At 42.6% G+C, this 24,124-nt stretch carries 27 protein-coding genes and 2 pseudogenes; 23 read left to right on the plus strand and 6 right to left on the minus strand.

Translation table 11 applies throughout. The annotated features are described in order from the left end of the window. Nucleotides 1-11: 11 nt before the first annotated feature. Together NSS60_RS05570 and zwf are read right to left on the minus strand one after the other, a co-directional pair. Nucleotides 12-623 (minus strand): cyclase family protein, encoded by a 612-nt coding sequence (locus NSS60_RS05570; protein WP_340720707.1) that lies wholly within the window; start codon nt 621-623, stop codon nt 12-14. Between the two features lie 13 nt (nt 624-636). Further along, nucleotides 637-2,124 (minus strand): glucose-6-phosphate dehydrogenase, encoded by a 1,488-nt coding sequence (gene zwf / locus NSS60_RS05575; RefSeq protein ID WP_340720708.1) that lies wholly within the window; start codon nt 2,122-2,124, stop codon nt 637-639. A gap of 119 nt (nt 2,125-2,243) precedes the next feature. On the opposite strand from zwf, the gene rnz reads away from it, so the two are divergent. From rnz to NSS60_RS05590, 3 genes are all read left to right on the plus strand, one after another. After that, nucleotides 2,244-3,182, plus strand: a complete 939-nt coding sequence (gene rnz / locus NSS60_RS05580; protein WP_004889645.1) for a ribonuclease Z — start codon at nt 2,244-2,246, stop codon at nt 3,180-3,182. A gap of 295 nt (nt 3,183-3,477) precedes the next feature. Further along, the gene (gene iscB / locus NSS60_RS05585; protein ID WP_340720709.1) at nt 3,478-4,758 is read left to right on the plus strand and encodes an RNA-guided endonuclease IscB; all 1,281 of its coding nucleotides are present in this window, start codon (nt 3,478-3,480) and stop codon (nt 4,756-4,758) included. A 38-nt stretch (nt 4,759-4,796) separates the two neighbouring features. Next, nucleotides 4,797-5,069 carry a CHY zinc finger protein gene (locus NSS60_RS05590; protein ID WP_064220480.1) on the plus strand — a complete coding sequence of 91 codons (273 nt, stop codon included), beginning with the start codon at nt 4,797-4,799 and terminating at the stop codon, nt 5,067-5,069. A gap of 36 nt (nt 5,070-5,105) precedes the next feature. On the opposite strand, the pseudogene NSS60_RS05595 reads toward NSS60_RS05590, so the two are convergent. Together NSS60_RS05595 and proI are read right to left on the minus strand one after the other, a co-directional pair. Next, nucleotides 5,106-5,707 (minus strand): annotated as a pseudogene (locus NSS60_RS05595) (oxidoreductase). A gap of 71 nt (nt 5,708-5,778) precedes the next feature. Continuing rightward, nucleotides 5,779-6,600, minus strand: a complete 822-nt coding sequence (proI, locus tag NSS60_RS05600) for a pyrroline-5-carboxylate reductase ProI (protein ID WP_004889647.1) — start codon at nt 6,598-6,600, stop codon at nt 5,779-5,781. Nucleotides 6,601-7,036: 436 nt separating this feature from the next. Here proI and NSS60_RS05605 point away from each other — a divergent pair. From NSS60_RS05605 to NSS60_RS05615, 3 genes and pseudogenes are all read left to right on the plus strand, one after another. Continuing rightward, nucleotides 7,037-7,983: pseudogene (locus NSS60_RS05605) on the plus strand (MBL fold metallo-hydrolase). Next, a complete protein-coding gene (locus NSS60_RS05610) occupies nt 7,980-8,765 on the plus strand; it encodes an SDR family NAD(P)-dependent oxidoreductase (protein ID WP_004889649.1) in 786 nt (261 codons plus the stop codon). The pseudogene NSS60_RS05605 and the gene NSS60_RS05610 overlap by 4 nt, the downstream one beginning before the upstream one ends. An 11-nt stretch (nt 8,766-8,776) precedes the next feature. Next, on the plus strand, nt 8,777-9,094 hold the full coding sequence (locus NSS60_RS05615; RefSeq protein ID WP_004889650.1) for an iron-sulfur cluster biosynthesis family protein: 318 nt from the start codon (nt 8,777-8,779) through the stop codon (nt 9,092-9,094). Between the two features lie 31 nt (nt 9,095-9,125). Here NSS60_RS05615 and NSS60_RS05620 read toward each other — a convergent pair whose 3' ends face one another. Beyond that, nucleotides 9,126-9,332, minus strand: a complete 207-nt coding sequence (locus tag NSS60_RS05620) for a CDGSH iron-sulfur domain-containing protein (protein ID WP_192953594.1) — start codon at nt 9,330-9,332, stop codon at nt 9,126-9,128. Nucleotides 9,333-9,518: 186 nt separating this feature from the next. On the opposite strand from NSS60_RS05620, the gene NSS60_RS05625 reads away from it, so the two are divergent. Then, on the plus strand, nt 9,519-10,634 hold the full coding sequence (locus tag NSS60_RS05625; RefSeq protein WP_004889653.1) for a TIGR04053 family radical SAM/SPASM domain-containing protein: 1,116 nt from the start codon (nt 9,519-9,521) through the stop codon (nt 10,632-10,634). Between the two features lie 11 nt (nt 10,635-10,645). Here the strand turns inward: NSS60_RS05625 and NSS60_RS05630 are convergent, their stop codons facing one another. After that, nucleotides 10,646-10,846, minus strand: coding sequence for a DUF6803 family protein (locus NSS60_RS05630; protein WP_329403897.1), 201 nt, complete (start codon nt 10,844-10,846; stop codon nt 10,646-10,648). A 91-nt stretch (nt 10,847-10,937) separates the two neighbouring features. Between NSS60_RS05630 and NSS60_RS05635 the strand changes: the two genes are divergently transcribed. From NSS60_RS05635 to NSS60_RS05710, 16 genes are all read left to right on the plus strand, one after another. Continuing rightward, nucleotides 10,938-12,104, plus strand: coding sequence for an IS256 family transposase (locus tag NSS60_RS05635; RefSeq protein WP_088223214.1), 1,167 nt, complete (start codon nt 10,938-10,940; stop codon nt 12,102-12,104). A gap of 385 nt (nt 12,105-12,489) precedes the next feature. Beyond that, nucleotides 12,490-13,821, plus strand: a complete 1,332-nt coding sequence (locus NSS60_RS05640; protein ID WP_004889655.1) for a NarK family nitrate/nitrite MFS transporter — start codon at nt 12,490-12,492, stop codon at nt 13,819-13,821. A gap of 61 nt (nt 13,822-13,882) precedes the next feature. Further along, a complete protein-coding gene (gene modA / locus NSS60_RS05645; RefSeq protein WP_004889656.1) occupies nt 13,883-14,644 on the plus strand; it encodes a molybdate ABC transporter substrate-binding protein in 762 nt (253 codons plus the stop codon). Nucleotides 14,645-14,647: 3 nt separating this feature from the next. Further along, nucleotides 14,648-15,349, plus strand: coding sequence for a molybdate ABC transporter permease subunit (modB, locus tag NSS60_RS05650; RefSeq protein WP_035019174.1), 702 nt, complete (start codon nt 14,648-14,650; stop codon nt 15,347-15,349). Continuing rightward, complete coding sequence (locus tag NSS60_RS05655) at nt 15,330-16,370, plus strand: sulfate/molybdate ABC transporter ATP-binding protein (RefSeq protein WP_035018554.1); 1,041 nt, start codon at nt 15,330-15,332, stop codon at nt 16,368-16,370. The genes modB and NSS60_RS05655 overlap by 20 nt, the downstream gene beginning before the upstream one ends. Before the next feature lie 103 nt (nt 16,371-16,473). Next, nucleotides 16,474-17,475, plus strand: coding sequence for a GTP 3',8-cyclase MoaA (gene moaA / locus NSS60_RS05660; protein ID WP_004889661.1), 1,002 nt, complete (start codon nt 16,474-16,476; stop codon nt 17,473-17,475). Between the two features lie 11 nt (nt 17,476-17,486). Continuing rightward, nucleotides 17,487-17,987 (plus strand): MogA/MoaB family molybdenum cofactor biosynthesis protein, encoded by a 501-nt coding sequence (locus tag NSS60_RS05665; RefSeq protein WP_035018556.1) that lies wholly within the window; start codon nt 17,487-17,489, stop codon nt 17,985-17,987. Beyond that, nucleotides 17,984-18,559, plus strand: a complete 576-nt coding sequence (gene mobA / locus NSS60_RS05670) for a molybdenum cofactor guanylyltransferase (protein WP_035018557.1) — start codon at nt 17,984-17,986, stop codon at nt 18,557-18,559. The genes NSS60_RS05665 and mobA overlap by 4 nt, the downstream gene beginning before the upstream one ends. A gap of 167 nt (nt 18,560-18,726) precedes the next feature. Beyond that, nucleotides 18,727-19,983: a molybdopterin molybdotransferase MoeA gene (locus NSS60_RS05675; RefSeq protein WP_340720710.1), complete on the plus strand. Its 1,257-nt coding sequence runs from the start codon at nt 18,727-18,729 to the stop codon at nt 19,981-19,983. Beyond that, the gene (mobB, locus tag NSS60_RS05680) at nt 19,974-20,498 is read left to right on the plus strand and encodes a molybdopterin-guanine dinucleotide biosynthesis protein B (RefSeq protein WP_035018559.1); all 525 of its coding nucleotides are present in this window, start codon (nt 19,974-19,976) and stop codon (nt 20,496-20,498) included. The genes NSS60_RS05675 and mobB overlap by 10 nt, the downstream gene beginning before the upstream one ends. Continuing rightward, complete coding sequence (locus tag NSS60_RS05685) at nt 20,470-20,925, plus strand: molybdenum cofactor biosynthesis protein MoaE (protein WP_064221207.1); 456 nt, start codon at nt 20,470-20,472, stop codon at nt 20,923-20,925. The genes mobB and NSS60_RS05685 overlap by 29 nt, the downstream gene beginning before the upstream one ends. Then, entirely contained in the window at nt 20,922-21,155 is a 234-nt protein-coding gene (gene moaD, locus NSS60_RS05690; protein ID WP_004889671.1) for a molybdopterin converting factor subunit 1, read from the plus strand. The genes NSS60_RS05685 and moaD overlap by 4 nt, the downstream gene beginning before the upstream one ends. A gap of 3 nt (nt 21,156-21,158) precedes the next feature. After that, complete coding sequence (gene moaC / locus NSS60_RS05695; RefSeq protein ID WP_035018562.1) at nt 21,159-21,644, plus strand: cyclic pyranopterin monophosphate synthase MoaC; 486 nt, start codon at nt 21,159-21,161, stop codon at nt 21,642-21,644. 3 nt (nt 21,645-21,647) lie between these two features. Then, entirely contained in the window at nt 21,648-22,658 is a 1,011-nt protein-coding gene (locus tag NSS60_RS05700) for a ThiF family adenylyltransferase (protein WP_004889675.1), read from the plus strand. 16 nt (nt 22,659-22,674) lie between these two features. Next, on the plus strand, nt 22,675-23,364 hold the full coding sequence (locus tag NSS60_RS05705) for a Crp/Fnr family transcriptional regulator (protein WP_340720711.1): 690 nt from the start codon (nt 22,675-22,677) through the stop codon (nt 23,362-23,364). A 115-nt stretch (nt 23,365-23,479) separates the two neighbouring features. Beyond that, complete coding sequence (locus NSS60_RS05710) at nt 23,480-24,007, plus strand: hemerythrin domain-containing protein (protein WP_035018566.1); 528 nt, start codon at nt 23,480-23,482, stop codon at nt 24,005-24,007. The last annotated feature ends 117 nt before the right edge of the window (nt 24,008-24,124 follow it).

Consider the following 24,124-nt stretch of genomic DNA (forward strand, 5'->3'; position numbering starts at 1 on the left):
AGGGGGTTCGTTTATTGTTCAAACAACAATACACGCGCTGGGGCGGCGTCGGTGCCGACGAGTTTAAGCGGAGCGGCAACCATCCAATATTCGCCTGCTGGGACGTCTTTTAGCCGAAGCCCTTCGATAATGATAATGCCATGGCTAAACAGCGTTTTATGCGTCGGGTGTCCCGCTTGATTGCGCTCGACGCCAAGCGCGTCGATACCAACACCTCGAATACGTTTTTCGGCTAAATATGTTGCCGCATCTTCAGCAACGTAAATAAATTCAAAGTTAAAAGCGTCGTCAAACGAGTTTTTTGTTTTGAATAAGAGAAAATCGTTTTCTTGAATATCAAAATGAATGAGATCTTCTTTTGTAATGCGATCATCGACGTTTGTCACGTCTAATACTTTGCAGTAGCCGACGAGTTTTTCAAGCGGAATCGTTTCAAACGTTTCTCCGTTTTTTACCATATGGAGCGGCGCATCAATGTGCGTGCCTGTATGCACATCCATGTCGATGCGCGATTCAGTGACGTAATCGTTCGTGACGGTCGTTAGTTTCGGTTGTTTTTCCGGTTTGTTTTTATACACAGGCATGCCTTCAAAAATTGGAGCGGTGACATCGTACATTTTCATGTTTCGTTCCTCCTTACATTGTTCCGTTTAGCGACCACCAGTGGAAGCCGTCTTTTTGCAATAGTTCATCCGCTTTTTTCGGCCCCATCGATCCAGCTTCGTAGTTCGGGAAGTCCACCGCTTTCGTATTTGCCCATACTTCAGAAATTGGGTCGACAAAGCTCCAAGAAGCAGCGACTTCGTCCCAGTGTGTAAAGTTTGTCGCATCGCCGCGCATGCAGTCGTATAACAATTTCTCATACGCTTCCGGCGTGTTAATGCCGTCGATGCAGTTGTTGCAGTAATCTAGCTTAATTGGTGTCGTTTTCATGCTTTCGCCGCTTTTTTTCGCGTTTAAATGAAGGGTAATGCCTTCATCGGGCTGAATGTGGATGACGAGCAAGTTCGGATGAACGTGCTCGCTTGTGCGATAATATAAATTCATCGGCACATCTTTAAATTGCACAACAATTTTTGTTGATTTTTCTGTCATTCGTTTTCCTGTTCGTATGTAAAACGGCACACCTGCCCAGCGGAAGTTGTCGATCATTAGTTTCCCTGCAACAAATGTTTCCGTATTGGAGTTTGGATCGACACTATGTTCTTCACGATATCCGACGACTTGTTGTCCGCGCACGATACCACGTCCGTATTGCCCACGCACGAAATATGTTTCTACGTCATCGTGCGTCATCGGGCGAAGCGCACGAAGCACTTTTACTTTTTCGCTACGAATATCATCAGTTGTCAGCTTAATCGGAGGCTCCATCGCCAAAAGGGCAACCATTTGCAACATATGGTTTTGTACCATATCGCGAAGCGCGCCGGAATGGTCATAATAGCGGCCGCGATCTTCTACACCGAGCGTTTCGCTTGATGTAATTTGAATATTAGCAATAAAGCGGTTGTTCCAAAGCGGCTCGAAAATGGCGTTCGCAAAGCGAATGACTTCGATGTTTTGCACCATTTCTTTGCCGAGATAATGGTCAATCCGGAAAATTTGCTCCTCCGAAAACGATTGGCGAATTTCTTCATTTAATCTTTGTGCACTTTGTAAATCGTGACCGAACGGTTTTTCAATGACTAATCGCGTCCAGCCGTTTGTGGCCGTCAGCCCCTCGGATTTCAAGTGCGATGTAATCGTTCCGAAAAATTCCGGTGCCATCGCCAAGTAAAAAATGCGGTTGCCTGGAATATGAAATTGTTCTTCCACACGAGTTAATAATTCATTTAATTGTTCATATGATTGCGTATTTGTCGCATCTAGTGAATGATAGTAAAAATGAGAAATAAACTTTTCATCTATTAATTCTTGTTTCGTCGCTTCTTCAATCGTTTCTTTTACGTAGTGGCGAAACGATTCGTCTGTATGTGGACGACGGGCAACACCAACAACCGCAAACTGTTCAGCAAGCTTTCCTTTTTGATAAAGTTTATAAATAGATGGGAATAGTTTACGCTTTGCTAAGTCGCCAGTCGCGCCAAAAATTACAATTGTCGCTTTTGGTTGTACGTCATTCACGGACCATATACCTCGCTTTTATTCATTTTTTGAAAGGTTCATGATAATGTAATTTTAGAGGTTTACTGTGGTAAACGCAAATGTTTTATCCGATTAAAGAAAAGAGAGGAGATCGTAGCGTGGAATTATTGTTTTTAGGGACAGGCTCTGGCGTCCCATCAAAAGGTAGAAACGTATCCGCGATTGCCCTTCAGTTGTTAGAAGAAAGAGGAGCAACATGGCTATTCGATTGCGGAGAAGCAACGCAACATCAAATTTTACATACGTCTATTCGTCCAAGACGCATTGAACGTATTTTTATTACTCACTTACACGGCGATCACATTTTTGGTTTACCTGGATTGCTTGGTAGCCGTTCGTTTCAAGGTGGAGAAACACCTCTTTTTGTTTACGGTCCAGCAGGTATTCGTTCGTTTATTGAAACTGCATTAACGGTCAGCGGCACGCGACTGAAATATGAGTTGTATATTGAAGAGTTTACAGAAGGAGTCATATTTGAAGACGAACAGTTTGTTGTTACAGCAAAATTGCTTGACCATGGTTTACCTTCATACGGTTTCCGAATTGTTGAAAAAGATTTACCGGGTACGTTGCTCGTTGACGAGTTGCGTGCCCTCGGGGTGAAGCCAGGTCCCATTTATCAACAAATTAAACGTGGAGAGCTTGTTACGTTAGACGATGGAACGGTGATTGATGGACGAAAATTTGTTGCCCCGCCAAAAAAAGGACGTATGATTGCGATTATGGGAGATACGCGTTATTGTGAGGCAAGTGTGGAACTTGCCGAAGGAGTGGACGTGCTCGTACATGAAGCAACGTTTAGTGCAAACGAAGCCCATTTAGCGCGAGATTACTATCATTCCACAACGGTGCAAGCGGCTGAGGTGGCGAAGCGGGCTGGGGCGAAGCAGCTTATTTTGACACATATTAGCTCGCGTTATCAAGGGGAAATGTGCAACCAACTTCTGGAAGAGACAAAGACAATTTTTCCGAATGTAGCGATGGCGTCTGATTTTGCCTCGTTTCCGATTATAAGAAAAGGGAATGATGAGAGATGATCGAAGTAAAAGGAAGCGTCACCGACAAACAGACGAGATGCGTACATTACCATAGTCAACAACCCAATGACTAAAGTCATGGGCTTGTAAGCCCCATGTTGACCAGACCAAGGCTTGAAACAGAGCCTACGTTATAGATGTCATGACACGTTCGGGTGCTTCTCCAGCCCGTTCCTCTGTCGTGCAAGATTAAACAAGCGTGGTGGGTGGCGCTAGTGTCTTGCACATAACAAGCATCTATAACATGGTCGAGGAGAATATGACCTGCTTTATGCAGAGGAAAGGGGAGAACCCTATGGTTTTTGTATTAGATACAAATAAGCGTCCACTCGCCCCTTGTCATGAGGCGGTCGCAAGAAAGTTATTAAAGCAAGGAAAAGCAGCGATCTACAAACGCTATCCATTTACGATTATTTTAAAAGAAATTGTCGATAATTTTCGACCGAAAACACCGTATCGGCTCAAAATCGATTACGGAAGTAAACACACAGGACTTGCGATTGTGCGAGGAGAAGAAGTGTTGTGGCTTGCACAACTTGACCATCGCACAGACATCAAGGAAAGAATAGATAAAAGGCGTGCTTTTCGTCGAGCAAGACGAAATCGAAAAACAAGATACAGAAAACCACGTTTTCTTAATCGTAGGAGAAAAGACGGGTGGTTGCCGTCATCACTAGAGAGTCGTGTGCAAAATATCCAAACATGGGTTAACCGCCTAAAGAAGTTATGCCCCATTGGGTATATATCATACGAAAATGCCAAATTCGACACGCAACTCATGCGAAATCCTGAAATCAATGGTGTAGAGTATCAACAAGGCACGCTACAAGGATATGAAGTACGGGAGTATTTGCTTGAAAAGTTTGGGCGGAAGTGTTGTTATTGCGGAAAAGAAAATGTTCCACTTGAAGTGGAGCATATCATTCCAAAATCGAGAGGTGGAACAGACCGAGTGGATAACCTATGTCTTGCCTGTCATGACTGTAATCAGCGCAAAGGAAGTAAGACAGCAGAAGAATTCGGGTATCCGCACATTCAAAAGCAAGTCAAAGAAACATTAAAGGATACAAGTGCTATCAACTCGACAAGATGGAAAGCGTATGAAGTGTTAAAGCAGACAGGATTAGATGTCGAGTGTGGAACAGGTGCACGAACAAAAATGAATCGTATTCGTTTAGACTTGCCGAAAACACATTATTTTGACGCTTGTTGTGTAGGCGAAAGCACAACAAATCACTTATATTTCAAAACAAAAGAAGTGTTATTTATCAAGGCAAAAGGGCGTGGTAGTCGCTCTCGTACAAACCTAGATAGATATGGCTTCCCAAGAGGTTATCTTGCAAGACAAAAATTCTTCTTTGGTTTTCAAACAGGGGACATGGTTAAGGCTGTTGTCCCAAGAGGGAAATATCAAGGCGTTTGGTTTGGCGAAGTCGCATGTAGAAAGACTGGAAGTTTCGATATTAAAGGCAAGGACGGAAAGCGTATCGCACAAGGAATAAATTATAGATATGTCCAAGTCATTCAGCGATTTGACGGATATGCTTATGGAAAGGGGGTGGCGGAACTTGCGTAAGGTGCAATTCCTCCCCGTGCCTAAAGGCGGGAGCTTCCTTGCGTAAGTTTCGTGAACGTGATGTCATTGCGATTAAGTTTTATTGTTGTCAAACGTATTTCCCGTGCGTGTACTGTCATGAAGAACATGGTTGTGGCAAGCATGCGGTATGGCCGAAAGAGCGTTTTTATGAAAGAGCGGTTTTATGTGGTGTTTGTCAAACGGAGCTGACGATTGAACAATATATGACGGGCGATTACCATTGCCCACATTGCAACGCGGCGTTTAATCCGGGATGTCAACTTCACGCACATTATTATTTTGAAGTATAAAAAGGATGTCCACAATGTGACATCCTTTTTCGTGTTTTACCATCCTCTGACATATGGTTTCGGTGCTTCAAGCTGAATGCCAAGTTCGTTTGCGGCTGTTTTTGGCCAATATGGGTTGCGAAGAAGTTCGCGCCCGATAAAAACAAGATCAGCGCGCCCGTTCCGTAATATTTCTTCTGCCTGTAACCCTGACGTAATGAGCCCAACGGCTCCTGTCGGCACATTTGCTTCACGGCGAATCGTTTCGGCAAACGGCACTTGATAACCTGGATATACGTCAATTTTCGCTGGAACGACAGCGCCAGAGCTCACATCAATAAGATCAACACCTTGCGCTTTCATACGTTTGGCATATTCGACGTAGTCGTTCACCGTTAAACCGTCTGGGTGATAGTCAGAAGCAGAAATACGAACAAACAACGGTCCGCTCCATACTTCTTTTACCGCTTCAATCACTTCACGGCTGTCGCTTCGACAATAATAAGTCCGACTTGCCCGACAGCGCGCGTTGCATAATGAATGAGATGCCAATTGTGCACCGTTCCGTCTTCGCGATCGCACGCATACATACACATCGGCGACATCACGATGCGGTTTTTTAATGTGACGTCTCGAATCGTATATGGTGAAAAGAGCATATGAATCCCTCCCGTCGTATCTTTCATTACGAATGATACCACGTCCGTTTGGAAAAGAAAAACAATTTGCCTTATTGAACGGAGGAAAACAGTGCCTCACCGAGTTCTTTTGAACGTTCAGTCGCTCGTTTAATACAGGCAATCATCGCTTCTTGATAGCGATAACGTTCAAGTACGCCAATGCCTGCTTCTGTCGTTCCGCCTGGGCTTGTGACTTCTTTGCGCAAAACAGATGGATGTTTGTTTGTTGCTTTTAACATATGGGCCGCGCCGATAATCGTTTGTAAAATAAGCTCTTTGGCAATATCGCGTTCAAGCCCGATTTCATCCGCTGCTTTTTCCATCGCTTCAACTAAATAGTAAACGTACGCTGGTCCGCTGCCGGATAACCCTGTCACTGCGTGTAAATGCTGCTCATCAACAATCGTAACGATTCCGACTGTTTCAAATAGCTCTTTTGCCATGTGTAGATGTTCAGCTGTTGCATAGGTACCTTTTGCTAACGCTGTGGCGGATTGCCCGATCGCCGCTGATGTGTTTGGCATGGCGCGAATGACAGGCATTTGTTTTCCAATGAGCGATGCAATTGTATCGGTCGTTACTCCTGCAAGCAATGAAATAATAAGTTGCTGTTCGTTAAATGCATGTTTGATCGACGTCAAGCTATCCGCAACGTCTTTTGGCTTCATCGCTAAAATCACGATATGAGCTTCTTTTACTGCTTTTGCTTTATCTGTGTCGATTCGCACCCCGTATGTTTGTTGCATATATGTCAGTCGTTCCATTCGAGAGCGATTCGTTACGATCATTTGCTCTGGCTTATATAACGTTTGTGTCACCCCAGAAATAAGTGCTTCTGCCATCGATCCTGCACCGAGAAACGTGATTGTCATACTTTCTCCTCCTCGTCTCCAAAATAAAAAGACCTTTCGTCCGATAAAGGACGGAAAGGTCTTCATTTCCGCGGTACCACCTTTGTTGGCACAATGTGCCCACCTCTTATGCCGGTATCGTCGGCAAGACGGTTAGGTTTGCCTAACAGCTCATAGGGTAGGTTCCATGATAAAGAGGGTAATGAAACCTTTCAGCCAACGGGTTTCACTCTCTTTTACCGTTTATCATGTACTGGCCCTAGTCATCGCTTCGTACATATATGATTTGTTTGCAATTATGCATGAAAAACAAGCGTGTTGTCAATAGGTTTCACGATTTTATTTTCTGAATTTTTTAATAAATAAATAAAAATAAATGACAAACAAAGAAAATAAGTGTAAACTGATAAACAGACGAAACGAAAAGTTATGATGATATAATGAAGGAGTCAGAAAAATGGAACAGTTGCATCGTATTGTCGTCCCAACGCCATTTGCCGTTGGGGATGTGAACATGTATATTATCGAAGGGGTCGTTTAACGCTCATCGATGCGGGTGTAAAAACGGAAGAAGCATGGCATGTGTTCGTTCGTGAATTGCAGAACATCGGCTACCAACCGACAGATATTGAACAAGTGATCATTACACATCACCATCCGGATCATGTTGGATTACTTGATTATTTACCTTCGACCATTCCCGTCATTGGTCATCGGAAAGCCGCCCCTTGGATTGCGAAAGATGCTGCTTTTTTTTCGTGGCACCAACAATATTTCGAACAATTTTTAATCGAGTGTGGCGTTGGTGAAGAGGGTGTGACGAAACTAGGAAACTTTCGACGTTCTCTTCGCTTTTCGTGCGAGCGCTCGCTCACACAAGAAGTAAAAGAAGGGGATGTGATCGAAGGCTGGATAGTTATCGAAACGCCAGGTCATGCGCAAAGTCACATCGTGTTGTATCGTGAAGCGGACGGTCTGATGATCGGAGGCGACCATTTGCTAGCAGCGATTTCATCCAATCCGCTGTTAGAGCCGCCTGCGATCGGTGAACAAGAGCGCCCAAAACCACTTTTGCAATATAACGATTCATTGAAAAAGTTGTTAAATTACGACATTACAACAATTGTTACGGGACATGGGGAAGATGTGACGGATGTCGCACCGCTTATTGACAATCGGCTTGAAAAACAAAAAGAACGTGCACAGTACGTGTGGCAACTGTTGAATGAAAAGCCGATGACGGTATTTGACGTATGTCGATCACTTTTCCCGACTGTATATGAGCGAGAGTTTTTGTTGACGATGTCTGAAACGATTGGCCAACTGGACTATTTAGAGGCGATAGGTGCAGTGAAAAAAGAAAAAGTTGATCAAATATATATGTACGAAGCGGTGAGATCATGAAACTGAAAGGGAAATACGTTGTTATTACAGGAGCATCGAGTGGCATTGGTGAACAAATTGCATACGAAGTAGCTAAGTGCGGTGGAACACCGATATTGCTTGCTCGGTCAAAAGAAAAATTAGCGCAAATTGCGCAACAGATTGAACAAACGTACAGTATTTCTTGCCTATATGAGCAATTAGATGTTAGTAACGTAAAAGAAGTAGACGATGTATTTGATCGCTTGCTCACCTCGATCGATGTCCATATTCTTGTCAATAATGCTGGTTTCGGCGTATTTCGATATGTTGAACAGATTGATCTTTCGGAAGCGAAGCAAATGTTTGATGTCAATGTGCTCGGATTGATCGCGTGTACAAAAAAAGTGTATGCGCATATGATGGAAAAACGATCGGGTCATATTATTAATATCGCATCGCAAGCAGGAAAAATTGCCACGCCGAAATCGAGCGTATATGCGGCGACAAAACATGCTGTGCTCGGATTTACAAATAGTTTACGAATGGAAGCGTCCATGTATGGCATTTATGTGACAGCTGTAAACCCTGGACCAATCGAAACGAACTTTTTTACCGTTGCTGATACGTCCGGAGAATATGTGAAAAACGTGAAACGATGGATGCTTCGCCCGGAATTTGTCGCAAAGCGCATCGTTGATGTGATGCTTACCCCTACGCGCGAAGTGAACTTGCCGTTTTGGATGCATATGGGAAGTCGTATATATCAACTATTTCCATCGCTCATTGAAAAAATCGGCAAACAAGCATTTTTAAAAAAGTAAGCGAGGTGTAAATGGTGAAAATCACGATCACGGAACGAGCGATCGAACAACTTCGTCGTGTTCAAGGAAATAAACATGTGAAACTCATATACGATACAGATGGTTGCGGATGTGCCGTAAATGGAGTGCCTGTTTTGTTGCTCATCGATGAACTAGATGAGCATGATGTAGCGATCGAAACAAACGATATGCCCATTTGGATGGAAAAACATCAGCTCATTTTTTTCGATGATCAAATGACGCTTGACGTTGTCGATGGAGCAGGGTGTTTTCAATTAAAAAGTCCAAATCAAATATTGAATCCGCGCATGTCACTGGTTGAGCGCTAAAAAATAAAAAAGCCCGGAATAAAAGCCGGGCTTATTCGTTTTTCGGGGCGCGAACGACCGATTGAAATTTTCCTTTATGGGCTGCATCACAAAACGGCATGTTTTGTGAGAGCCCGCAACGACAGAGAGAAAACGTTTCTTTTGTTTCAAACTTGTTTCCTTCCATGTCAATTAATTCGACATCGCCGGTTACACGAAATGAACCATTATCCATCACTTTAATTCGTACTTTTGCCATATATTCCACCTCCTTGTATACCTTATATCGTATATACTATCTATTTTATATTAGAAATGCAAGGACGTGCATATTTGTCAGAACAGTGACAAGATAAATGGATGTGATTTTTTGTGATCAATGTCACATGATATAAATATTCCTTCTTGTACAATGGGAAGTAGTGAGCGAATCGGAGGGATCAAAATGCGTGATTTTCATCAAAATCCATTTATCGTTATATGGGAGTTAACGCGAGCGTGTCAACTCAACTGTCTTCATTGTCGGGCCGAAGCGCAATATCATCGTGACCCACGTGAATTAACGTTTGAAGAGGGAAAACAACTTATTGATGACATTTATGAAATGGATCAGCCTCTTCTCGTGTTCACAGGTGGCGATCCACTGATGCGTCCAGATGTGTACGACATTGCTAAATATGCGATTGATAAAGGACTTCGTGTATCGATGACGCCAAGTGCAACACCAAACGTAACGAAGGAAGCGATCCGAAAAGCAAAAGAAGTCGGCTTAGCGCGATGGGCATTTAGTTTAGATGGCCCAAACGCGGAAATTCATGACCATTTTCGGGGCATGTCCGGCTCTTTTGATTTAACGATGAAGGCGATCGAATATTTACATGAGTTGGAAATACCGGTGCAAATTAATACGGTCATTTCTCGATATAATGTTCATGTTCTTGATGAAATGGTGCAACTTGTTGAAAAGCTTGGATGTGTGCTTTGGAGCGTATTTTTTCTCGTACCGACAGGCAGGGGGAAAGAGACGGATATGATTTCACCCGTTGAGCATGAAAAAGTGTTTCGTTGGCTTTATGAAACGAGTAAACGTGTACCGTTTGATATTAAAACGACTGCAGGACAACATTATCGACGCGTTGTATTGCAACAAAAAATGCGAGAGCAACAAATTGATCAAGCTATTCGCTATGAAGACGTGCTAATGAAAGGGATGATTGGGCAAGTAGATGGTTTAGGGCGCGCCCCAAAAGGAGTAAACGATGGTAATGGCTTTGTATTTATTTCCCATATCGGTGACGTATATCCGAGCGGATTGTTGCCTGTAAAAGCAGGAAATGTACGCGAACAACCACTATCGCACATTTATCGCCACTCGCCAATTTTCAAGCAGTTAAGAAATCCAGATGGATATAAAGGAAAATGTGGTGTATGTGAATTTCGCTATGTTTGTGGTGGATCGCGTTCGAGAGCGTATGCGGTGACAGGCGATTACTTAGCGAGTGAGCCATATTGTATTTACATTCCGAAAGCGTGGCGTCAAAAAGAAAAGGTCGGCGAATAGCTGACCTTTTCCTACATATTCATGTGATGTGTTTGTCCGGTTCCTAAGGATGGGTCCAACATACCAAAAATCATTGCAATATGAGCAACAATTAAAAAAATGCCGACGAATATAGCGTGCACTTTTAACCTTTTTTCTTCGTTCCAATTTCGTCCAATAACATGTAAATCTAATAAACTTAATCCAAAGAGTGGAATGATGATGTATAAAATTTTGTGTAAAGCATTTTGCTAGACCAAAAGAAAAAAGGTAGGGTATTCTCTGATTGAACCCAAATATTCCAGAGAAAGGAGAACCCTACCTATGTCCAAAAGTATACCGAATGTCGACTGGGCAAATCAACTGGAAAGTGTCATTCGTCAGTTTGTAAAGGAAAAATTAGAACTGATCATGCGGGAAGAAATCAAACATTTCCTCGAAATCGAACAGGCCGGAACATCGAATATGAGAAACGGCTACTATCAACGAAATCTAGATACGCAATATGGCCGAATTGAAGGCCTTTTGGTCCCAAGGGATCGAAATGGGGAATTTCAAACGCAGCTGTTTGCCCCTTACCAACGTCATACTGGTTGGCTCGAGGAAGCCGTCATCAAAATGTATCAAAGTGGCATGAGTACGAGGGAAATTGGCAAGTTTATCGAACGAATTTTAGGAAATGCCTATTCTCCAACGACAATCAGTCGTATTACCGATGTAGTGAAGGAAGACATCGAGAAATGGCACAATCGTCCTCTACATCAGCGTTATTCGGTTTTATATTTGGATGGTTTATACGTAAAACTTCGTCGCGAAACCGTGGAGAAAGAAGTCATTTATGTGGTGTTAGGGGTGAACGAAGAAGGATATCGCGAAATTCTTGATTTCTTTGTGGGAGGACAAGAAAGCGCCTATGTATGGCAGGAAATCCTTCAACACCTCTATCAAAGAGGCGTCAAGGAAGTGCTTCTGGGCGTATTCGATGGACTACCGGGGTTGGAGGAAGCCTTTAAGGCGGTTTATCCGAAAGCCGATGTGCAGCGTTGTGTCGTTCACAAAGTCCGTAACACCCTCAGCCGTGTTCGGAAAAAAGATCAATTTGAAGTGGCAGAGGATCTCAAACTGATTTATCGCGCGCCGAATAAGGAGATGGCGTTACAAATGTTTCAACAGTTTGAGTCGAAATGGTCCAGCAAGTATCCGAGAGAAGTTCAATCTTGGGCCAATGAGTTGGATGTCCTCCTTACATTTATGGATTATCCAAGCAGTATTCGAAGTGTGATTTATACGACGAATGCCATTGAACGAACGATCAAGGAAATTCGGAAACGCCTAAAACCGATGAACAGTTTGAATAGTTTAGAAGCCACTGAAAAAATCGTGTATTTGACCATTCAAGATTTTAATGAGAAATGGGCAGGGCGAAAGTTAAGAGGATTTGCCGAAGCGCATGAAGCCCTCGAGCGAATGTTTGAAGAACGTTATCATTAACCAAATACTGTAAATAAACAAAATAGGGGGATTCTCCCTTTCCACACAGGAGACTGAATATTCAGTCTCCTGTGTGGAGAAAATCAGTCCCCTATCAATTCAAATCCATTTCAGAGAAACCCTACCCCATTTACATTACACAAAATTCTTGACGGTACCTTCATATTCGTACGGATTTTGGTGGATTGCAGCGACGATGCTCGTTGCGATGCTCATTATGAGACGACTGCACAAAACGATCGCTTAAATATCATTTTTTAACATTGTATGAACATTTCATGATATGTGATGCACATCACATTATTGTTTATACACTTTCTATATGATGAAAGTACAGCAATGATTTTTATAATTATATACTGTTAAAAAAGGAGAGGCGATCGTTATGAGTCAACCATTGAAAACGGCTTCAGATTATGCTGAACGAAAAAGTCGCATCGGTTCATACTGGAATCCAGAAGACCCTGAATTTTGGGAAAAAGAAGGGAAAAAACATGCTCGAAGAAACCTTTGGATTTCTGTTCCAACGTTAATGCTTGCATTTATTGTTTGGCAAATTTGGTCTGTTGTCGCTGTCAGATTAAATGATATTGGATTCCAATTCACGCAAAGCCAATTGTTTACGTTAGCTGCTGTCCCTGGACTTGTCGGTGCGACGCTACGCTTCATTTACACATTTGCGGTTGGAAAATTTGGCGGTCGAAACTGGACTGTTTTTTCAACGGGGATTTTGTTGCTTCCTGCGCTAGGGATTGGAATAGCGGTTCAAAATCCTGATACTCCTTATTGGGTTATGTTGTTGCTAGCTGCCCTCTGCGGACTCGGTGGAGGAAACTTTTCATCTGCATTAGCGAATATTAGCTTCTTTTTCCCGAAGAAAGAAAAAGGAACGGCGCTCGGTATTAACGGCGGTTTAGGAAATATGGGCGTATCCGTCGTTCAGTTTGTCACACCGCTCATTATTACAACGGGTGTATTCGGAGCAATTGGGGGAGAAGGACAAGTTCTCGCTGATGGAACAAAAGTTTGGTTACAAAACGCTGCGTTTATTTGGGTCATTCCGATTGTGTTTTTTACGATTTTAGCATATTTCGGTATGGATAACTTACCAAATGCAAAACAATCTGTATCAGAGCAGTTTGTCATCGTAAAAAGAAAACATACGTGGATTATGACATGGTTGTATATCGCAACGTTCGGTTCGTTTATTGGATATGCGGCAGCGTTTCCGCTTTTATTAAAATCACAATTTCCAGAACACGTCTCGCTTGCCTTTTTAGGAGCATTTTTAGCAGCTGCATTCCGTCCAGTCGGTGGTTGGTTGTCTGATAAGCTAGGAGGGGCGCGCGTAACAAACTACGTTTTAATTGTTATGGGGCTTGGCGCTGCTGCTGTTATGTATTTTACAACTGAAAAACATTTTATCGGATTTATTGTATCTTTCATGATCTTATTTATTGCTGCTGGAATGGGATCAGGGTCAACATTCCAAATGATCCCGATCATCTTCCCACCAAAAGAAGCAGCACCTGTTCTCGGTTTTACGGCAGCGTTTGCGTCGTACGGTTCATTCTTTATTCCAAAGCTATTCGGTTGGGCATCTCAAAACACAGGGACACCAATTACGGCATTTTATTTCTTTATCGCATTTTATGTTGTATCAATTGTGTTAAACTGGTACTATTACGTTAGAAAAAACGCAGAAGTAAAATGTTAAGGGAATATCTGAAAAGGATATTCCCTTTTTTAAAATGAGTTATAGATGAGGAGAAAAGTTTATGAGAACGTTATTGCTTACCGTCATATGTGTGTTGATCACCGCATGCAGTCGTGTTGAACAAGAGCCGTCACAGGAATTAAAAATTGCCGCTGCGTCGGATTTAACGCTCGCCTTTCATGAAATTGGCCAACAATTTGAGAAACAAACCGGAACGAAGGTGACGTTCATATTTGGTTCTACCGGTCAGCTGGCTGAACAAATTAAAAATGGAGCTCCTTTTGACGTGTTTGCTGCCGCAAACGTTCAGTATGTTGATGAATTGAACGACAAAGGCCTGATCGTTCCGGATACCCGACAAATTTATGCGCTTGGAAGAATTGGAATTGCGACGAAAGCCGATAATCCTCTTGTCGTACAAACGCTTGAGGATTTATTAAAGCCCGAAGTGAAAAAAATCGCCATTGCCAACCCGAACCATGCTCCTTACGGATTGGCCGCGAAACAAGCATTAGAAAAAGCAGGAATCTGGGAAAAAGTGAAGAACAAATTGGTTTACGGCAAAAATATTTCAGATACATTTGCTTATATTGAATCCGGAAACGCCGAAGCGGGAATCATTGCGCTTTCCCTTGTAAAAAAAGGCGAGGTGCGTTTTCAGCTCATTGATGATGCGATGCACGAGCCGATTCAACAAGCGATTGCCGTTATTAAAAAAACAAAGCACGAAAAACAAGCACAAGAATTTATTCAATTTTTGAATCGTTCAGCAGGTCAACAAATAATGAAAAAATACGGATTTGTCATTCCAGAGGGGAAATAAATGGTGGAAAACGTCAACTTATTTCCTTTATTTTTGTCGTTAAAAGTATCAACGATCGCCACCGTGCTGGCCGTGATCATCGGTTTACCGATTTCTTATTATTTAAGCCGTTCAAACGGAAAAATCGCGGATATGGTCGATGCGCTTATCACATTGCCAGTTGTGTTGCCTCCGACCGTTCTTGGTTATTATTTACTTGTTTTATTCGGACGACAAAGCGCATTGGGGAAGTTCTTAGAGGAGAAATTAGGACTTCTCATCGTATTTACACCGACTGGAGCGGTCATCGCTGCTTTCGTCGTTTCGATTCCTTTTTTTATAAAATCAGCACGAACGGCATTTGCAAGTATTGAACCGAATTTGCTGAATGCCGCCCGAGTGTTAGGCCGTTCCGAATGGAATATTTTTTTTACGGTCATTATTCCGCTGTCTTGGCGCGGAATTGTTTCAGGGATTACGCTCGTTTTTGCGCGATCGCTAGGCGATTTCGGGGCAACGTTAATGGTGGCGGGAAGCATTCCAAACGAGACGATGACGATGCCGATCGCGATTTACGATGCGTTGCTAGCAGGGAATCAAAAGTTAGCTAATTTGTTAGTGATGATCATGACCATTGTGTCTGTGACGTTGTTATATGTCATCAAACGATTAGAGAAACGAATCATTCGAGGTGAACGATCATTCCATGCTTCACGTAGCGATTAAAAAATCTTTCCCGCATTTTACCCTTGATGTGGCATTTACAATTGAAAAAGGAATTGCTGGTATTTTAGGTTCATCGGGCTGTGGAAAAAGCTTAACGCTGCAATGTATCGCGGGACTTCAATCACCTGATGAAGGTTTGATCAGGTTAAATGAACGCGTGTTTTTTGATTCGAGCCAAAAGATCAATATGAAAACGCGATATCGAAAGATCGGGTATATGTTTCAAAATTACGCGCTTTTTCCCCATTTAACCGTAAGTCAAAATATTGCGTTTGGCCTGAAAGGAAAACCGAGGGAAGAAGTAGAACAAAAAGTAGCAACGATGATCGAAAAAATAAAGCTAAACGGTTACGAACATTATTATCCTTCTCAGCTGTCCGGCGGGCAGCAACAGCGTGTCGCTCTTGCCAGAACCCTTGTGACAGAACCCGATGTTTTATTGTTGGACGAACCGTTTTCGGCTTTGGATCATCATACCAAACAGCTGCTTGAAAAAGAATTTCTTTTATTTATTAAAGAAAATTTTGCAGGTGTTGTCCTACTAGTCACGCACAATATGGAAGAAGCGTATCGTTTATGCGATCAGCTTATTCTGTACGATGAAGGCAAAGTCGTGCAAGTGGGCGATAAACAACAAGTGTTGAACGAACCGTCCAATGCGAAGGCAGCAAAAATTGTTGGCTGTAAAAACGTTTGGCCGCTTGATTCAGTAGCGATCGATGAGGAAATCAGCTGTTATGTAAACGGGGCGAAAATTATGGTTCCGCGGAAAAAAGAACGAGCTCATCCGCGGTTTCTTGGCATTCATTCACATCATATTCGTTTTGTTGAGGAACAATCTTATAACACCTTTGACTATGAAATTGTAGAGTGTGTTCCGAACATGTATGCGCATGATTTGACTGTTCAAACGAAACATTTTACATTGCATGTCACCGTTCCAACGAATGAGCTGCATGCCGTGTTGTCACATGAAAGAAAATTGTATCTTCCTCCGGATCGTCTTTTTCTTTTGTCTTGAATATTTTATGAACATTCCAATAAGTGTGACGCGCCTCACATTTGTTTTTCTTTCTTTTTTATAACATATGGATAAACCTGTGAAGCGAAATGAGGGATTATGAATGTTATATGATGCCTATAAACGACCGCTTTTAGATTTGCGTATTTCCGTGACGGATCGTTGTAATTTTCGTTGTATTTACTGCATGCCTGAAACGGAAGGACAACAGTATTGCTTTATGAAGCGGGAGCATTTAATGACGTTTGAAGAAATTGTTCGGTTAGCGAACATTTTTGCGCGCCTTGGGGTACGAAAAATTCGCTTGACGGGCGGAGAACCGTTGTTGCGTAAAGATATCGATGTTTTAATTTCGATGTTAAAAGAAATCGAAGGAATTCAAGACATTTCGTTGACGACCAACGGATTTTTGTTGAAGCAATATGCGCGGCGGTTAAAAGAGGCAGGAATGAAGCGAGTCAACGTCAGTCTAGATGCGTTAAATAACGATATTTTTGCTGTGATGAATGGAAGAGGGGTTAAATCGGATGTTATTTTAGAAGGAATCAATGAAGCGCTTGTACAAGGTCTAGCCGTAAAGATAAACATGGTTGTCAAAAAAGGAATGAATGATTCGGAAATTTTGCCGATGGCGCGTTTTTTTAAAGAAAAAGGTGTAACGCTTCGCTTTATTGAATTTATGGATGTCGGTTCATTAAACGGGTGGAAGCTAGATGAAGTAGTCACGAGCAAAGAAATTTATGAGATGATCACGAAAGAAATGCCGTTGGAGCCGCTTGAAGCGAATTATGTTGGCGAAGTAGCGAAGCGATATCGTTACGTCGGCACCAATATCGAGGTTGGATTTATTTCTTCGGTGTCTGCAGCATTTTGTTCAGATTGCACGCGATGTCGCATATCGGCCGAGGGGAAGTTGTACACGTGTTTATTTTCAACCGATGGCGCAGATTTATTAAAAAACATGCGCAATGGAGCAACCGATGAAGAAATCATCGCGCAGATTCGACGCATTTGGGAAACTCGCCATGATCGCTATTCCGAAGAGAGAGGAAAAAACACCACATTGAAAGGAAAACGCATTGAAATGTCTTATATTGGTGGATGAGGTGAAAACAGATGGGTGTCATCGATCATAAAAGCAAAGCAACCTGTCCGGTTCGCTGCAAAGTAGTGACCGTTTCCGATACTCGAACGAAAGAAACAGATCAAAGCGGCGCGCTCATCATCGATTTATTAAAGCGCGAACAAATGAATGTCGTAGATTATGAAATTGTGAAAGATGATCGCGAGGCGATTCAAGCGGCCATTCAATCAGCCGGTGCGGAAGTGGATGTGATTTTAATGAACGGCGGAACGGGATTTACGAAGCGAGATGTGACTGTGGAAGCCGTGCAAGAGCTGCTTGAAAAAGAAATGGTAGGCTTCGGTGAGTTGTTTCGTTTCTTAAGTTATGAAGAAATCGGCAGCGCTTCGATGCTAAGCCGAGCGATCGCCGGAACGATCGAAAGAAAGATTGTTTTTTGCATGCCCGGCTCAACGAATGCGGTGCGTCTTGCGATGGAGAAATTGATTTTGCCGGAACTTCGTCATCTTGTATGGGAGCTTCAGCGCCAATGAAAGAGATTGTCGGCATCGTTTTAGCGGGCGGACAGTCGAGACGATTTGGCGAACCGAAAGCGTTCGCGAAAAGGGATGGAAAGGAATTTATTTTATATAGCGTTGAAGCATTGCAGCATGTGGTTGAAGAAATTGTGGTTGTAACCCGACCAGAGTTCATGGAACATTTACCGGTTATGGAACATGTTTCATTCATTGAAGATTTAAAAAAATACAAAGGAAAAGGACCTCTTGCTGGACTGTTTTCGGCGATGTCTCAATGCGAGGCGAAGTGGTACATCGTTTTGCCGTGCGATACGCCTTTTATGAATGCAAGGATGATCAAGGCGTTGCAATCGCATCAAAATGAACGGTGGGAAGCGATTGTTCCGCGAGTGAATGGACAGATTCAGCCTCTGATCGCCATGTACCATGATCGCGTGAAGGGAAAAATACAATCCATGTTGGAGAAAAACGAACTGAGCATGCATCGCTTTCTTTCCGTTTGTCATGTAAACTATGTTGATTTAATGGATGAACGGGCGTTTGTTAATATTAACACAAAAGAGGAATATGAACGATTTATTGGGTGAAAAGAGGCCCTTTCAAAAAAGCCTCTTTATTTATTTAGCAAAAAATGAAGAAAGTGTGAAAATGATCACGTTACGTACTTGTTTTGTGACGTGCATCACACTATTTGAGAAAGCTGTATAGTATAGTGAACATAGATAGAAGCAGTTGGGGAAAGGGATGGGGAAACGTGCGAAAACCGATAAAAGTGGAAGAAGCGATTGAACGGGTAATGAAGTGGAGTTATGAAGGCGAAAAAGAGTATGTGTCGATTGAAGAAAGCTTTGGTCGAGCGTTGGCGGAAGATATAAAAGCGACGACGGACGTTCCTTGGTTTGACCGTTCACCGTATGATGGATATGCCATTTGTGCAGCTGCGACGGAAAACGCGTCTGCTTCTACACCTGTATTATTAGAAGTCGTTGGTACAGTTGGTGCCGGAACGGTTTGGGAAGGGCCCATCGAACCGCATCAAGCCGTTAAAATCATGACGGGTGCCGCGATTCCAGATGGTGCAAATGCCGTCATTATGGTGGAATTAACGCAAGAAGTGATCAAAGACGGGAAGACGTTTGTGCAAATCAAACGAAGAGTTGCAGAAGGAGAAAATATTTCGCGAATCGGCGAAGATATGCAAGAAGGCTGTTTACTCGTTGAAAAAGGAACCGTGATCAATCCGGGAGTCGTGGCGGTTCTTGCCACGTTTGGTTATTATCGCGTACCGGTGATGAAAAGACCAAAAGTCGCGATCATTGCGACAGGAAGTGAATTGCTTGAAGTTTACGAACCGCTTGAAAAAGGGAAAATTCGCAACAGCAATGCCTATATGCTAAAAGCACAAGTACGGCGAGCAGGCGGCGAACCGATTGTGTACGGAAAGGTGAAAGATACATTTGAGGCTACATTCGAAGCGGTAACCAAAGCGATGCAAGAAGCGGATATCGTCGTGACAACGGGCGGCGTATCGGTTGGTGATTTCGACTATATTCCGAACGTGTACGAGAAACTGGGAGCGCAATTATTGTTCAATAAAGTAGGCATGCGTCCAGGAAGCGTCACCTCCGCTGCGGTTGCCGACAAAAAAGTATTGTTTGGACTATCGGGAAACCCTTCGGCATGTTATGTTGGTTTTGAGCTTTTTGTTCGTCCGTTTTTGAAAGCGATGCTCGGACAAAAAAATTGCTATTTAAAGAAAGTTCAAGCGATCTTAAAAGAGGATTTTTTAAAGACGAATCCGTTTACTCGGTTCGTGCGTGCCAAACTTTCATACAATGATGGAATGTTACACGTGGAACCAGCTGGAAAAGATAAATCAAATATCGTTTCTTCGTTAGTACAAGCCAATAGTTTGCTTGTTTTACCAGGTGGATCGCGAGGTTTTAAAGCGGGAACGAAAGTCGATGTTCTGCTGCTTGAAGATGAAGAAGGAGCGCCGAAATGGTCATGATCATTTTACAAGTTGTAGGATATCAAAATAGCGGAAAAACGACGCTGATTGAAAAGTGTGTAAAAGAGTTAACGAAACAAGGATATAAAGTGGGGACATTAAAACACCATGGACATGGTGGGAAGCCGGCGCTTCCAAAGGAAAAAGATTCGACGCGTCATTGGGAAGCGGGAGCGGTTGTTTCCGCTGTTGAAGGAGACGGCACGCTGCTTTTGACGGCAACAGCTAAAAACGGTTGGAATCTCTCGGAGCTAATCGAATTATACCGCCATTTTGCAATCGATCTATTGCTCATCGAAGGATTTAAACATTCTCCTTATCCAAAAATCGTTTGTCTTCGCGATGAAAGCGATGTATATTTATTACAACTGCCCAATGTGGTTGCTTCGATTAGCTGGATGCCGTTAAAACAAGGAAATTCGTTTTTCATTCAAGAAGAAAACAAGTATATGCAATGGATCATGAACTATGTTAAGGGGGAAAAGCATGTTTGCGATTGTGAAAGAACCGATTGACGTTTCGCGTGTCATTCAAGCGGTTGTGGATCGAAATGCGGGGGCGATTGTCACGTTCATCGGTACGGTAAGAGAATTAACGAACGGAAAAAAAACGCTGTATTTAGAATATGAAGCATATGAATCGATGGCCAAAAAAAAGCTTGAACAAATCGGTGCGGAAATTATGGAGCGCTTCCCGGAAGCGAAGGTGGCGATTGTCCATCGCATTGGCCGTCTAGAAATTATGGATGTAGCGGTTGCGATCGCTGTCTCGACCCCTCATCGCGCCGATGCGTATGAAGCGAATCGGTATGCGATTGAGCGCATTAAAGAAATGGTGCCAATTTGGAAAAAAGAACATTGGGAAGATGGCGAAATGTGGATCGGCAATCAACAAGGAACGATCAAATACGAAAACGGTTTCCCGAAGGAGAGAGAGGAATGATTCGTGTTTTACTATTTGCCCATTTAAAAGAACAATTCAATCGTCAGGAACTCATTTTTCCTCACCAAGAAATAACCGTTCGTCAACTGCGCGAAGAACTGGAAAAAAACTATTCGCTCTCATCCGTTTCTTCGATCATGATTGCGGTGAACGAAGAATTTGCAACTGATGAAGAAATCATTCGGGAAGGGGATGTCGTCGCTCTGATCCCCCCGGTGAGTGGAGGATGAAAAATGAAATTAACCCATTTAAACGAGCAAGGACGAGCGAAGATGGTCGATATTTCCGATAAAAGCGAAACGGTTCGTACCGCACATGCGGTCTCAAGCGTCATTGTTTCTAAAGAAGTGTATGAAAAAATAACAAACGCGCAAATCGAAAAAGGCGATGTTTTAGCGGTTGCACAAGTGGCTGGCATTATGGCGGCGAAACGAACCGCCGATTTGATTCCGATGTGCCATCCCATTTCTTTAACAGGTGTAGATATTCAATTTCAATGGCGATGTCAGGAAGAGCGCTATGAATTAATGATCGATACGTTTGTAAAAACGAAAGGGAGCACAGGAGTGGAGATGGAAGCGCTAACCGCCGCTTCGATTTGTGCGTTAACGATTTACGATATGTGCAAAGCGATTGATAAAGGGATTATCATCGGACCAACGTATTTAGTAGAAAAAACAGGCGGAAAAAGCGGGAATTTTAAGCGCCAAGAGGTGTAACCAATGGAGCGATATTCACGACAAATTCTTTTTTCGCCGATTGGCGAAGAAGGACAGAAAAAAATTCGCAGCAAACATGTGCTCATTGTCGGAGTTGGCGCGCTTGGGTCTGCAACTGCCGAATTGTTGACGCGGGCAGGGGTCGGAAAATTAACGATTGTTGATCGCGACTATGTGGATTGGACAAATTTGCAAAGACAAACGCTATACTGCGAACAAGATGCCGAAAGCGGATTGCCAAAAGCGATTGCAGCAAAACAGCGATTAGAAGCGATCAATCATGATGTGGAAATACGTGCGTTTGTCATGGATGCCGATGATGAACCATTCGTTTCGATCTTTGAACAAGGTGTCGATGTCGTGATCGATGGAACCGATAACTTTGAAACGCGGTTTCTAATCAATGATTTAGCTCAAAAATATAACGTTCCTTGGATTTATGGAGCTTGCGTCGGAAGTTACGGCTTATCGTTTGCGATGATCCCTGGAAAAACGCCTTGTTTTCGCTGCTTGGTTCATCATTTGCCTTCTTATCATATGACATGTGACAACATTGGCATTATTGCACCGACGGTTCAGATGGTCGCTTCTTATCAAACAGCAGAAGCGCTCAAAATTTTAGTTGAAGATGAACGAGCGATTCGGGATTCTCTCGTTGTGTTTGATTTATGGAAAAATGAACATCGTTTTCTGAAAGTGAACAAATTAAAAAATAAGCAATGCCCTTCTTGCGGAGAGCATCGATCGTATCCATCGCTTCAAGAACCAAAAGCAAAAATGGCCGTTTTATGTGGAAGAGAAACGGTGCAAATTCGCCATCCTCATTCGTTTGATTTAAAGGAAATGGCGCAACAAATCAAAGCAAGCGGACAAAAAGTACAATACAATGATTATTTAATGATCACCGAATTAGAAGGGCATCGCACGGTTTTGTTTGCGGACGGAAGAATGCTCATTCATGGCACAAAAGATTTAATGGATGCACGCTCCTTGTATCAAAAATATTTTGCTTAAGGAAGGAGGCAGCATGATGTCGAATATATTAAGCAAAAAACACTTCGAACAATTAAAAAACTTAGCGTATAAGACTGCCAAAGTAAAAAAAGGAATGTTTTTATTTCAAGAAGGGCAAGTGGGCGAGAACTTTTTTGTTGTGCTGTCTGGAAAATTTCAAATCAGCAAATTTTCCGGTGACGGAAAAGAGCTTTGTTTACGGTTGTGCGGACCGAATGCGGTCATTGGGGAATTGATGATTTTCTCCGATAACGGACGATATTTATTTAACGCTCGAGCATTGGAAGATAGCGAAGTGCCCATCATTAAAAACGAGTCGATTGAAAAAGAGCTGCTCGCGAATCCGGAATTTGCGGTGGAATTTTTAAAAATGATGACCGATCATTTTCGAAAACAACATACGAAATTTCGCGATCTCGTACTGTATGGAAAAAAAGGGGCGCTTTACTCTACTCTTATCCGCATGGCCAATAGTTATGGCGTGCAAACGAGCGATGGTATTTTGTTAGATGTTCCGATTACTCACCAAGATTTAGCGCATTTCAGTTCGACATCGCGTGAAAGTGTGAATCGTGAATTGAACGCATTGAAAAGTAAAGGGATCGTTTCCTTTAAAGGGCGGAAAATTATTATTCATAGTTTAGATTATTTAAAGCGGCAAATTAATTGTGAAAACTGTCCTTCGTCATACTGTAACATCGAGTGAAAATGTCAATCGATATTCATTTTTTGATTGAATGATGTGATGCGCATCACACAAGCCCGCGCGCATTCTCTTGTACAATAAACATGTAAATAGTAAAAGGAAAGAGGGAGAAACGATGGAATTTTCACCATGCAGCATCATTGGAGACGGAGAAGTTGAATTATGTCCGCCTTTACAACGGTTAAAAGAAGAACACGGGCCGTTAAATGAAAAAAAATACGCGCTATTTGTTGCCGCACAAAAAATTTATAACGGGGAAGAAGAAAATGTGCTCGAAGCGCTCGTTCGTTTACGCGAAAATGTGCAGCAATTTTTACAAGAGCTCGATCCTCATTCTCGTCGCGAAGAAGATGTTCTTTTCCCTATGATGGTTCGATACATCGGCAGAGAATCTGGACCGATTGCGGTGATGGAATATGAACATCATGAAGCGAAAGAAAACATCTCGACGTTCTTAAAGAAAACGGAAACGATTGACATCCATGAGGCGAGAGAACTCGCTTCCTATGTGATGAACGCTTATATGATTTTAACCGATCATTTTACGAAAGAAGAATGCGTTCTTTTCCCGATGGCAGAAAAGCTATTATCATCTGAAGAAAAAGAAGAACTTGCGAAAAAAATAAACGAAATAGAAGGCTGACTAATGATTTAGTCGGCCTTTTTTATATATTTCGACATATTTGTGACAATTAAAAAACATGTGAGGTACCTCACATTTATTTGTGATGTTCCCGTTTATAGTGGAGATAGAAGGATT

Origin of the sequence: Anoxybacillus sp. FSL W8-0382 (genome assembly GCF_038003845.1) — a bacterium.
In the GTDB taxonomy this organism is placed as follows: domain Bacteria; phylum Bacillota; class Bacilli; order Bacillales; family Anoxybacillaceae; genus Anoxybacillus; species Anoxybacillus flavithermus_G.

Coding starts and splice junctions, on each gene's coding strand:
- NSS60_RS05570 (WP_340720707.1), bottom strand. CDS start 623: ATGAAAATGTACGATGTCACCGCTCCAATTTTTGAAGGCATGCCTGTG.
- iscB (WP_340720709.1), top strand. CDS start 3,478: ATGGTTTTTGTATTAGATACAAATAAGCGTCCACTCGCCCCTTGTCAT.
- proI (WP_004889647.1), bottom strand. CDS start 6,600: ATGACAATCACGTTTCTCGGTGCAGGATCGATGGCAGAAGCACTTATT.
- NSS60_RS05610 (WP_004889649.1), top strand. CDS start 7,980: ATGAAACTGAAAGGGAAATACGTTGTTATTACAGGAGCATCGAGTGGC.
- NSS60_RS05615 (WP_004889650.1), top strand. CDS start 8,777: ATGGTGAAAATCACGATCACGGAACGAGCGATCGAACAACTTCGTCGT.
- NSS60_RS05620 (WP_192953594.1), bottom strand. CDS start 9,332: ATGGCAAAAGTACGAATTAAAGTGATGGATAATGGTTCATTTCGTGTA.
- NSS60_RS05625 (WP_004889653.1), top strand. CDS start 9,519: ATGCGTGATTTTCATCAAAATCCATTTATCGTTATATGGGAGTTAACG.
- NSS60_RS05635 (WP_088223214.1), top strand. CDS start 10,938: ATGTCCAAAAGTATACCGAATGTCGACTGGGCAAATCAACTGGAAAGT.
- NSS60_RS05640 (WP_004889655.1), top strand. CDS start 12,490: ATGAGTCAACCATTGAAAACGGCTTCAGATTATGCTGAACGAAAAAGT.
- modA (WP_004889656.1), top strand. CDS start 13,883: ATGAGAACGTTATTGCTTACCGTCATATGTGTGTTGATCACCGCATGC.
- NSS60_RS05655 (WP_035018554.1), top strand. CDS start 15,330: ATGCTTCACGTAGCGATTAAAAAATCTTTCCCGCATTTTACCCTTGAT.
- moaA (WP_004889661.1), top strand. CDS start 16,474: ATGTTATATGATGCCTATAAACGACCGCTTTTAGATTTGCGTATTTCC.
- NSS60_RS05665 (WP_035018556.1), top strand. CDS start 17,487: ATGGGTGTCATCGATCATAAAAGCAAAGCAACCTGTCCGGTTCGCTGC.
- mobA (WP_035018557.1), top strand. CDS start 17,984: ATGAAAGAGATTGTCGGCATCGTTTTAGCGGGCGGACAGTCGAGACGA.
- mobB (WP_035018559.1), top strand. CDS start 19,974: ATGGTCATGATCATTTTACAAGTTGTAGGATATCAAAATAGCGGAAAA.
- NSS60_RS05685 (WP_064221207.1), top strand. CDS start 20,470: ATGTTTGCGATTGTGAAAGAACCGATTGACGTTTCGCGTGTCATTCAA.
- moaD (WP_004889671.1), top strand. CDS start 20,922: ATGATTCGTGTTTTACTATTTGCCCATTTAAAAGAACAATTCAATCGT.
- moaC (WP_035018562.1), top strand. CDS start 21,159: ATGAAATTAACCCATTTAAACGAGCAAGGACGAGCGAAGATGGTCGAT.
- NSS60_RS05700 (WP_004889675.1), top strand. CDS start 21,648: ATGGAGCGATATTCACGACAAATTCTTTTTTCGCCGATTGGCGAAGAA.
- NSS60_RS05705 (WP_340720711.1), top strand. CDS start 22,675: ATGTCGAATATATTAAGCAAAAAACACTTCGAACAATTAAAAAACTTA.
- NSS60_RS05710 (WP_035018566.1), top strand. CDS start 23,480: ATGGAATTTTCACCATGCAGCATCATTGGAGACGGAGAAGTTGAATTA.